Source organism: Vibrio sp. D431a (assembly GCF_030248655.1).
Lineage (GTDB): Bacteria > Pseudomonadota > Gammaproteobacteria > Enterobacterales > Vibrionaceae > Vibrio > Vibrio alginolyticus.
This window is the reverse complement of the sequence record NZ_JAHGAP010000057.1, coordinates 19,032-28,800: the sequence shown is the minus strand read 5'-3', so window position 1 is coordinate 28,800 and position 9,769 is coordinate 19,032. Positions and strand designations below refer to the sequence as shown.

The 9,769-nt window shown below is 43.6% G+C and carries 12 protein-coding genes and 1 pseudogene; 4 read left to right on the top strand and 9 right to left on the bottom strand.

Annotated features, from left to right (window positions below; translation table 11 throughout):
• From KJB35_RS27255 to KJB35_RS27245, 3 genes and pseudogenes are all read right to left on the bottom strand, one after another.
• Positions 1-198 (bottom strand): annotated as a pseudogene (locus KJB35_RS27255) (hypothetical protein); the annotation flags it as partial.
• Positions 199-479: 281 nt separating this feature from the next.
• The gene (locus tag KJB35_RS27250) at positions 480-1,106 is read right to left on the bottom strand and encodes a LysE/ArgO family amino acid transporter (protein ID WP_025768444.1); all 627 of its coding nucleotides are present in this window, start codon (positions 1,104-1,106) and stop codon (positions 480-482) included.
• 1 nt (position 1,107) lies between these two features.
• Complete coding sequence (locus tag KJB35_RS27245) at positions 1,108-1,812, bottom strand: B3/4 domain-containing protein (RefSeq protein ID WP_025768445.1); 705 nt, start codon at positions 1,810-1,812, stop codon at positions 1,108-1,110.
• Between the two features lie 45 nt (positions 1,813-1,857).
• Between KJB35_RS27245 and KJB35_RS27240 the strand changes: the two genes are divergently transcribed.
• Entirely contained in the window at positions 1,858-2,460 is a 603-nt protein-coding gene (locus KJB35_RS27240; RefSeq protein ID WP_025768446.1) for a helix-turn-helix transcriptional regulator, read from the top strand.
• A 306-nt stretch (positions 2,461-2,766) separates the two neighbouring features.
• Here the strand turns inward: KJB35_RS27240 and KJB35_RS27235 are convergent, their stop codons facing one another.
• The gene (locus tag KJB35_RS27235; RefSeq protein WP_025768447.1) at positions 2,767-4,125 is read right to left on the bottom strand and encodes a PLP-dependent aminotransferase family protein; all 1,359 of its coding nucleotides are present in this window, start codon (positions 4,123-4,125) and stop codon (positions 2,767-2,769) included.
• Between the two features lie 161 nt (positions 4,126-4,286).
• On the opposite strand from KJB35_RS27235, the gene KJB35_RS27230 reads away from it, so the two are divergent.
• Positions 4,287-4,895, top strand: coding sequence for a LysE family translocator (locus KJB35_RS27230; protein ID WP_005389411.1), 609 nt, complete (start codon positions 4,287-4,289; stop codon positions 4,893-4,895).
• A gap of 169 nt (positions 4,896-5,064) precedes the next feature.
• On the opposite strand, the gene KJB35_RS27225 is transcribed toward KJB35_RS27230, so the two are convergent.
• Both KJB35_RS27225 and KJB35_RS27220 read right to left on the bottom strand, forming a co-directional pair.
• Complete coding sequence (locus KJB35_RS27225; protein WP_005375556.1) at positions 5,065-5,310, bottom strand: hypothetical protein; 246 nt, start codon at positions 5,308-5,310, stop codon at positions 5,065-5,067.
• A gap of 40 nt (positions 5,311-5,350) precedes the next feature.
• On the bottom strand, positions 5,351-5,566 hold the full coding sequence (locus tag KJB35_RS27220; protein WP_005375557.1) for a DUF3820 family protein: 216 nt from the start codon (positions 5,564-5,566) through the stop codon (positions 5,351-5,353).
• Between the two features lie 144 nt (positions 5,567-5,710).
• Here KJB35_RS27220 and KJB35_RS27215 point away from each other — a divergent pair, with 144 nt between their 5' ends.
• A complete protein-coding gene (locus KJB35_RS27215) occupies positions 5,711-6,019 on the top strand; it encodes a cysteine-rich CWC family protein (protein ID WP_080276966.1) in 309 nt (102 codons plus the stop codon).
• Between the two features lie 38 nt (positions 6,020-6,057).
• Here KJB35_RS27215 and KJB35_RS27210 read toward each other — a convergent pair whose 3' ends face one another.
• Positions 6,058-6,402, bottom strand: coding sequence for a HopJ type III effector protein (locus KJB35_RS27210; RefSeq protein WP_017634382.1), 345 nt, complete (start codon positions 6,400-6,402; stop codon positions 6,058-6,060).
• Between the two features lie 199 nt (positions 6,403-6,601).
• On the opposite strand from KJB35_RS27210, the gene KJB35_RS27205 reads away from it, so the two are divergent.
• Positions 6,602-8,371, top strand: a complete 1,770-nt coding sequence (locus KJB35_RS27205) for a choice-of-anchor I family protein (RefSeq protein ID WP_285356395.1) — start codon at positions 6,602-6,604, stop codon at positions 8,369-8,371.
• Between the two features lie 70 nt (positions 8,372-8,441).
• On the opposite strand, the gene KJB35_RS27200 is transcribed toward KJB35_RS27205, so the two are convergent.
• Both KJB35_RS27200 and phhA read right to left on the bottom strand, forming a co-directional pair.
• Positions 8,442-8,780 (bottom strand): 4a-hydroxytetrahydrobiopterin dehydratase, encoded by a 339-nt coding sequence (locus KJB35_RS27200; RefSeq protein ID WP_053303750.1) that lies wholly within the window; start codon positions 8,778-8,780, stop codon positions 8,442-8,444.
• Positions 8,770-9,564, bottom strand: coding sequence for a phenylalanine 4-monooxygenase (gene phhA / locus KJB35_RS27195; protein ID WP_053350625.1), 795 nt, complete (start codon positions 9,562-9,564; stop codon positions 8,770-8,772). The genes KJB35_RS27200 and phhA overlap by 11 nt, the downstream gene beginning before the upstream one ends.
• Positions 9,565-9,769: the final 205 nt, after the last annotated feature.

Sequence of the window (9,769 nt, the reverse complement as noted above, 5' to 3'; positions counted from 1 at the left end):
GTTCCCCCTACCAAACGTGAAATTGTTTTTTTCGTTCGTTGTGGGATACCAATAATAGACTTCTACTGGCTTATCTCTGTCTTCACTGAATCCCGTTTTGATTGTTAGCGCAGAATGGTATTTCGGCTCATTCGTACTGGCGCTGACACTGACACACAATGTAGCGAGTAGAAAAGACATTATTATTTTGGTTTTCATTTTTCCCTCAGCCGGTCAACACATTATTCTGCACGGCATCTAGAAAAATAACGCGCAGGAGATTCTCCATATATTTTGCGAAACATAGCAATAAAGTTACTTGGAGTCGAGTAACCCAAAGCAAGTGCCTACTTTGAACTGCGCCAGCACTCTCTTGGACAGAAATAATTTAGAGCATTTACTTAAATTAGCAAAATGCGAATAACTTCTGGTATGGAAAATCTGTGTCCAATCTGGCAGGAGCAGTTTAGTTATTGGAAATGCAGCTTTATCGAGACGTTCTATATGTATTGGCTTAATAGAGGTGTTGCGAGCTTCAATGCAATACCAAACATGATGCATGAAATCGCAGAATCTAAAATTCTCCATGTTCTTGGCTTACTAAAAAGTGGGATCAACTTGTTAGCCAAATACACTAATCCATAAAACCAGATCCCTGATGCAATCAGTGCCCCTATAACAAACAATAGTTTTTCATCAGGTTCCATTTGAGCAGTCACACCACCAAGGATCACCACCGTATCCAGATAGACATGTGGATTTAAAAAAGTGATAGCCATCGCCATTAAAACGACTTTTAACCAACTCTGGGCAATGTCCGAATTTTCCAACTCTAGGTGACTTGAACCATTCCATGCTGATTTTGCAGATTGGTAGCCATACCAGAAAAGAAATACTACGCCGCCAAGAGTCAAAAGGTCTTTCCATAATGGTGCTTTATAGAGCAGTGTCCCTACACCAAGTACACCAGTACTGATCAGTAGAATGTCTCCAAGAAAGCAGATAGTGGCAACGGACAGTGCGTATTGCTTTTTTAATCCGCACTTTAATAGAAACGCATTTTGGCTACCGATTGCGACAATCAAACTTCCAGAAACAACGGCACCCGTTAACAAAGTATTTATCACATCAAACCTCAATGGATTTTGAAGCAAACACCAACGATTGCTCTATCACTGAATCAGGCATGATCACTTGCAAGTGTTTAATCATTTCTTGCCCCGCCTCCTGCAAGTGTTCTAGTGGCATTTCAGGCAAGCTTTCTAGAATAAACCACATGTTACGTGTGTCAGATTCAATTCGGGTTCTGACACCCTGCCTCCAGTTCCAACGACGACAAGTAACGCCTACTTCATCGCGCCAAATTACTTCCCCAACATCAGGGTTTTCAATTGAAGCCTCACCATTTTTCATGGTGTCAAAGGATTCAGAGCCATCTGCGATAGTGAGTGTTGGCGTTCCTTGATAACTGTCCATATCTTCACCACCTACGGGTATGGCGTATCGAATACTGATGGCATTATAAATATCCACAATAGGGTCAATGCTCTGCATTCCTCCATCTTTCAATACTCGTTTTCGCAGTGCAGCAGCCGAGCAAGGGGTTCGATTTGGTTTAGCGCCAAATTGACGAAAAACGTCTCCCCACGCATTGATGTGTGATTCTGCCCATGGATAGTCGTTCTCAATGACGGAAGTACATGCTTCTTGCAGAACCCGTTTTGCATACTCTTGGCTCTGAACTTCCGTTCCTTTAACGGATATGCTCAATGCTTTGAACTCTGGTGCAATCTGGGAAATTCGAGCATCGATTGACGGCACTATAACAACCATTAGATAATTCCTTCAGTGATTCATTTTCATGCAAGATACATTACAATGACCAAAAAAGTCAATATATCGACCGATAGTGGCACTGATGCTGATTTCATTAATCAAGCGGTAGCCGCAAGGATCAAGGAACATCGAAAAAGGCTCAAGTTGTCACTGGATGCCCTGTCAAAAAGAGCAGGGATAAGTAAAGGCATGTTAGTAGAAGTAGAGAAAGGGGCAGCTAACCCTAGCATTTCGACGTTGTGTAAACTGTCTGCTGCCCTTGGGATTTCGGTTGCCGATATTGTGAATGTTGCGAGTAATCCAACAGTCAACATCATTGATAAAGAGGACATTCCAACGCTTTGGACTGGCGAGCACGGTGGTAGCGCAAAACTTCTGGCGGGAACAAGCGGCCCAGATATGATTGAGTTGTGGCGCTGGAATATGAAACCATCAGAAGTTTTTGAATCAGCAGGTCATCCACAAGGCACGTTTGAACTTTTTCATGTTGAGTCTGGAATACTCACTTTGAATATTGATGGGAAAGCCATAGAACTGCATGAAGGTCAGTCCGCTATAGCTAAAACGGATGTCCCTCACAGCTACTCAAACCAAGCAGATTCGGATTTAGTTTTCACTATGAGCGTTGCTGAGTTACATCGATAAGCCCACTCATTTAGAGGCGAGTTCAAATAAGATTTATTAAGGCAAAGCCATACTCACAATAGATGGATTAGTACTAGCCCCAAGTAACAATGGGGCACTTTTGCGTTGGAAAGTACTCAACATAAAGGTTCTCGACAAAGATGAATCAACTCGATGCTGCCCAAAAGACGTCCAAGCGAGTTTCAGATTTCAAGTAACTTTTGAGACTTTGAGCACAACTTCGAGCACTTTATGTATATCGGTGTGTTCAATCCTAATAGAGCATTGAATAGTTAGATATTGAGCAATCCATGTGAACTATGAAACTTAAGTTAACCGTTTGATTTGCTCTCTTACGATATCTAAAGCTGATTGCAATTGTAATCGGCTTAATGGACCTGCAAGTGATATCCTCACTGCTGCCGGCACTTCATACCGACCCACAGCAAACATTTCCGCTTCCCTCACTCTGACACCATGTTTCAACAACGACTGGTTAAAGTGATACCCTGTTAATGGCTCAGGCAAAGGTAGCCACACATTGTAACCAGGAACACCAATCTGGATTTCGGGAAATACTGCCTTCCAGATCCGATGACGTGCACTGAGTTCCATCGCTATCTCTCTGTCCACGGCTTGCATAGCTCCGCTAGTTAACCAACGACAAACAAGGTCAATTATCAAAGGGCTAACATACATACAACTGGCTCTTAGCGCACGTTGCAGTAAATCTTTGAACGACAGAGGCAGAATGATGAAACCCAGCCGCAATCCACCTGCAAAGTACTTAGAAAAACTGCCCACGTATAAGGTAATATCTGGAGCGATAGCAACTAAGGGACTCTTTCGATGAGACGGTGGGCAGTAGAGAACATCGTCCTCAATGATCAACACATTATAACGACGACATATCTCTATGATTTTTAGTCTTCGGCTATCCGTTAACTGAGCTCCGGTCGGGTTCTGTATTCCCGGCGTAAGATAAAGCAGTTTTGGGCGATGCCTCTTACAGTGCAAAGCCAGATCTTCTGGATCTAATCCATGTTCATCGACTTTTACTGGCACTAGCTTTCGTTCGGATTGCTGACATGCATAGATGAACTCTGGATAACACAGCCCTTCAGCAAGAATTGTATCTTTAGGGCGGCTCAGAGATTGAATAATCAACGATATCCCGTGTTGCCCTCCATGAGTCCACACTAGACGCTGTGAATCAATATCGATATTGAATTTGGTCATCAGCCATTGTCGAAGAGTCTCGTTATGACCCTGAATGCCATCAGCGGAGTAGTAATCCAGCACGGCTGCCTGCGCAATTTCCTCGTGTGATAGCTCTTTCAACGCATTCGCAAGAAATTTCGGCTGCGATAATAGCAAAGGTCGGCAACGTGCCAGATCAATGCCTTTTTCTTCCAATACCGGATGATAAAAGTGGTTCAGTTCAGTTTCTCTGTTACGTACATAAGTACCGCTTCCTACTTTTGGTTCCGTTAAGCCCCTCCGCTCTAGCTCCCTATATGCCCTCGTCACCGTTCCAACCGTCACACCTAAGCGATAAGATAAAATACGCTGAGGAGGTAATTTAGTGTCTGGTTCGAGTTCACCACTCTCTATCACCTCAGCAATCGCATCAGCCAGTGCCATAAACTTAGGTCCGGAACGACCCGATATATCAGGGACTAACATTGTCTCTCTCCGAAGGGGTACAATTAATTCTTGTATTCAGGATAAATAAGGCCTGACGAAAATGAAATCAAAGAATTGTCACCATGACGCATTAACTGTAGGTCTCTCTCACTTCATCCCTTTATTCTTGGCTTATCAGCACTAATTTGAGAAGAAAAGAAATGACAACATTATGGGACCTAACTCCAGCGATGAGTTTATTTGCGTTTGTCACCGCCATAACACCCGGCCCAAATAACTTATTGCTCGCCAACTCAGGGGCACAATTTGGTATAAGGAAATCATGGCGACACCTAATTGGTATCCGTATTGGCGTAATAGGGTTAATTCTGCTTTGTGCATGTGGTGTCGGTGTTGCCCTACAAACTCATCCAAGTTGGTATCTCGCTATAAAATACATCGGTCTGGTTTACATGTTCTGGCTGATGATTAAGCTGCTATGTACTAACCCTTTCGCAGGCAAACCCACTAAAAGCAAACCAATCAACGTAACTCAGGCTACGTTGTTTCAACTGGGTAATATGAAGGCTTGGATGGCATCACTTGCTTTGGTCACAAGTTATAGTCTCCCTTCTAACTATTGGTTCTCTGTTACATTGATTACTTTCGTGTTTACGACATTCGGACTGTTTGCAAATATTACTTGGGTCTGGGTTGGTAAAAAAATTCGTATTTATCTCAATACCGTATTAAGACAGCGCGTGTTCAACATCAGCCTAGCGACGATAACATTCATATCATTGTTACCAGTTTTGGGGCACTCTGCCTGAATGGCAAAGAGCAGAGTTTTGTATGTATAAAATTGCCAATTATCTAAATTCGCATTTCGAGGCGTAACACACTTTGGGGCCAAAAAGAGTCAGCCTAACGGTCTGGCTCTTTTGAATGAAAAAATAGTCTGGTGGGAGAACTTGTAAGGCTGTGGCAGGTTACACTCACTTACTCCTTAGGCAGGTGACCAGTTTCCTTTGCAAGCTTTTGCATCGCCTCGGCAAACGTTGTTGTCCCGCCTTTAGCTTTAACCTGTATTACCTTATATCCCAACTTTTCCAACGCTTGGCGCTCTGCCAAAACAGCTTTGTCATTGTGTTGGCTACCTTGAGCTGGCTGATGAATGTAACATCCCTCTAGTTTACCATCTTCGACCAATTGGTGATGTTTCAGTGCATCGATATCAAAATTCATAATAAGTCTTTTCATTAAGAGTGGGAGTTTCTGTGGCTAGTTACATACGCTTCAAAGGCTTCACGACACTATCTAAGCCTTCAATTTTGAGCGCTAAACATAGCTTGAGCAAATCCCCTAGCTCGCCGCTTGGCCAGCCCTTTTTATCAAACCACAGTAAGTATTCTTCAGGCAGGTCGATTAACACTCGCCCTGCATATTTCCCAAATGGCATTTGCATTCTAGCGAGTTTAATGAGGTTTTCTTTTTCTAACATAAGTGACAGAGAGTTAAGGTAACTCGTCCAAGGGTAACACTGGTTCTCCCTCCTCACCAGCAAATCGCAGTCACGTTTATTTTTGGCGGCCTTGACTCGCTTTATGCTAGAGTACGCGGCATAAAAAATGAGAACGAGAAAGCAATGAAGTCACCTTGTCGAGCTGCATGTAAAAATAACGCCGGAATATGCTCTGGTTGTCACCGAACGATGGATGAAATCATCCAATGGAAAGACAAAACCGATCTCCAACGAGATGCGATTATCGAACAAATCGCAGGAGAAGATTCAACGCACAGTTGTCCTGAGTGCGGGACTCAAGCCCATTGTGATATCGCCGCAGGCAAAGAGACATGCTGGTGCTTTACTATAGAAACCCGTGATTTACCCAAGCCAAGCGCCAACCAGCTGTGTTTGTGCCGAAAATGTCTAGAAAAAAAGCCAGTCGCGTAATACGACTGGCTTACTGATCATCGTTTTCTGACTGGTGTTTATTTAGCGGTTAAAGCGGACGCTTCAAACTTAATGCCTTCCCACCCTGTCACCATAAAATTACGAATATTCTGGTGATCGCTGTTCTCTGGATACTGCAATACATCTTCACGATAAAAGCGGCCAAAGCAGGCTAGCGTCGCTTCTTTGTCTAGGTTGTTTAGCAAACCGAAAGCGAAGATCTTACACGAACCGTTGTTCTCGCCTGCATTGTTTTGTGTCTCACCATTTACAAAAGCGGTTGGCTCAAACGTATAGTTATCTTCGATCACCGCCATCGTTGCTTCAAATTCGACCTGCTCTGGTGACGCTGCCAATAAATCTAAAAACGATTTTAATTCCATTATTCCTCTATCCCTACTTCATCATATTGATGACACATTAGTTTCATAAAAAGCCAATATAAGAGTCATCAATCATACATATATTCAGAGCCTTACCAAATCACACGTCATTCAGCGCTCTATCATTCCAGTTGCGGAAATGGACAGCAGCATAAAACCCATGCTGATTGACAACCTATCGGATTGATAAGGAGATATCATGATCACCCCTTTAAAGGCAATCGGTGCACTCGCATTGTCATCACTTGCCATCGCGTGTTCATCACAACCCGAAGATACCGTGGCTTCATTCGCTACACAATGCAAACCCACCACTACGCCCGTTACTGGGGAAACTTCAATTCAAGGGTTAACGTTTATCGGGACATCCGTTGCTGATGCTCCATTCGATACATCGGCAGCTGAAATCGTGAGTTATGACGCCTGTACAGATAAGCTCTATGTGGTGAATGCTCAAGCAAAACGTATCGATGTACTTTCTATGGATGACAACGGCGTACCAACGCAAAGCGCATTCATTGATCTCAACAGCGCTGGCGAAGCAGCGGGCATTGAAATTGGCGCAGCAAACAGTGTCGCTGTATTCAATGGTTTGGTAGCTGTTGCGATTGAAAACAGTAATAAACAAGCGAATGGTATTGTTGGCTTGTACCGCTCCGGCGATTTGTCATTAGTCACGACTTTCCCAACAGGCGCATTGCCAGACATGGTTGGCTTCTCAAAAGATGGCCGATACATCGCAACCGCTAATGAAGGAGAACCAAACAGCGATTACAGCATTGACCCTGAAGGTAGTATCACTTTGATCGATCTGAGCCTTGGTGTTACTCAAGCAGAAGTAACACAAATTGGCTTTAACGAATTTGATGGTTCACGAAAAGCAGAGCTCCCAATGAATGTGCGTATTTCGGGGCCAAACGCCACCATCGCACAAGATCTAGAGCCTGAATACCTCACTTTTGCAGATAACGGTAAAATCTATGTCGCGCTACAAGAAAATAACGCCATGGCAATCGTCAATCCAGAGAGCAAATCGGTAGAAAAAATTGTTGGCTTAGGTGAGAAGTCTTGGTCGGGCGCTAAACTCGATGCATCCAACAAAGACAAAATCATTGGGAACTTGAAAAGCTACCCACAACTGGTTGGCTTATTTATGCCTGACACTATCGACAGCTACTCAGTGAATGGGAGTACTTACATCGTATCTGCAAATGAAGGCGACGGGCGTGAGTACGGATTCAAAACCACTCAAGAACTGTGCGACAAAGCTGGCTTTATGTGGGATGAAGACGATTACCTTGGTACAGATGAATACACATCTGAGCAAGGGAGCTGTTTAAGCCATATTGATGAAGTGCGCGGTAAGAAGCTGAAAGTAGCAGCAGAACACCCATTGGCAGAGGCACTAAAAGACAACAAACAACTCGCGCGTTTAAAAGTGATTAAGCCGGAACAAACGCTTTCTGCACAAGAGAATGTTCAATCATTTGGCGCGCGTTCATTCTCGATTTGGGATGAAAACGGCAAGTTGGTCTTCGATAGTGGTGACGATTTCGCGACTATCGCGCTGCTGAATGAAGGCAAGAACTTCAACAGCACCAACGATAACAATAATAGTGGCGATGACCGAAGTGATGATAAAGGTATTGAGCCAGAGGCGATTGAAGTAGCACAAATTAACGGTCGTCATTACGCGTTTATCGGCTTGGAGCGTCAAGGCGGTATCATGATTTATGACATCACAGACCCGAAACAAGCGCAGTTTATGCATTACGTAAACCGCCGTGATTACAATCAGCCAGTATGTACAGAAGTCGAAGATGGCGAATGCATGAACGACACATACAATCCAAAAGCAGGCGATTTAGGTCCAGAATCCATTAATTACTTTACCCGTAATGGTGGTCATTTTATCGCCGTTGGCAATGAGGTATCGGGCACGACATCCGTCTTCCGAATCAATCTATAAAGTAATGTAAAAGTCATTTAGAACCAAAACGCCCGACATAAGCCGGGCGTTTTTTGTATGAGGTAATGTCCTACTCTGCCGATGCTAGCGAGTCACACTTTGATGCGCAGATAAAATCGTTTTTATGCAGACCTTTGATAGAGTGACTCCACCACGTTACGGTAACCTTACCCCATTCCAACAAAATAGAGGGATGGTGGAACTCATCTTCTGCCAGTTCCGCGATTTTGTTACTGAAAGCCCATGCTTGTTTGAAGTTCTTAAATTTATACACCTTTTCTAGTTGAGGTATGTCTTCTCTTTCAATGATCTGCCAATCAGACAATTGCAGCAGCAGAGATTGTTGTTCTTCTTTGCTTAGTGCAATGGCATCGATACTACAAGCTTCGCATTTTTGTTCATTCAACATGAGCAGGTTCCTTTGGTTCAAAAAGTGGAGGAAGCAGTCCAGCTTCAATCGCTAGATCGGCTTGTTTCAATAAATTTAACTGACTGATTTTAAAAAGCTGAGAAAAGTCATCAATCACGTAGTACTTCGGTTGCATGATGTCGATACGATAAGGCGTTCTCAGCACTGTTTGTAATTCAAATGGGTCGCGAATTGCTACATCACTCTCTAATGCGTAGAGGGTTTCGCCAGGAGATGAAAGAATACCACCACCGTAAATTTTGGTTTTGTCCCCTTCTTTCACCAAGCCAAACTCTACGGTAAACCAGTAGAGGCGAGCGAGATAGGCTCTTTGTTTTGGGGTAGCGGCTTGCCCTAGTTGACCATAATGCTCGGTAAATGCAGCAAAGTCTGGGTTGGTTAACATCGCGCAATGACCAAATATTTCGTGGAAGAAATCTGGCTCCTGTAAGTAATCGAACTCATCTCTTGTACGCAAGAATGTGGCGACTGGAAAGCGCTTATTACCGAGTAGATTAAAAAATCGGTCGAAATCAATAAGCGCGGGAACGGGCTCCACTTGCCAACCTGTTGTCTCCATCAAGACACGATTAATTTCTGGTAACTGAGGAACGCGGTCTTGAGGTAAATCAAGCAGCGTCAAACCGTGTAAATAAGCCTCACAAGCTCTGTTTTGGATCACACCCATTTGTCGTGTTACCAAATCTCGCCAAATGGCGTCTTCTTCACGGCTCCATTCAACCCTGCCTTCCTGGTTTACGGGTTTAGAACGATACTGGGTCATGGCTCATCTCCATTAACAAATCCTTTACATTAAGCCTATCTGTAGTCTTAAGAGCTTCCAATCCCTGCGCGATTTTCTCAGCATCATCCCGATGTAACATATTGTTTACAACTCATCGTAACTGCATGATTTTTATGACACGATATAATATCTGGCTTGTTTGACTTTATCGTGTATTCCTCTCAAACTAAAACCTGTTATCACT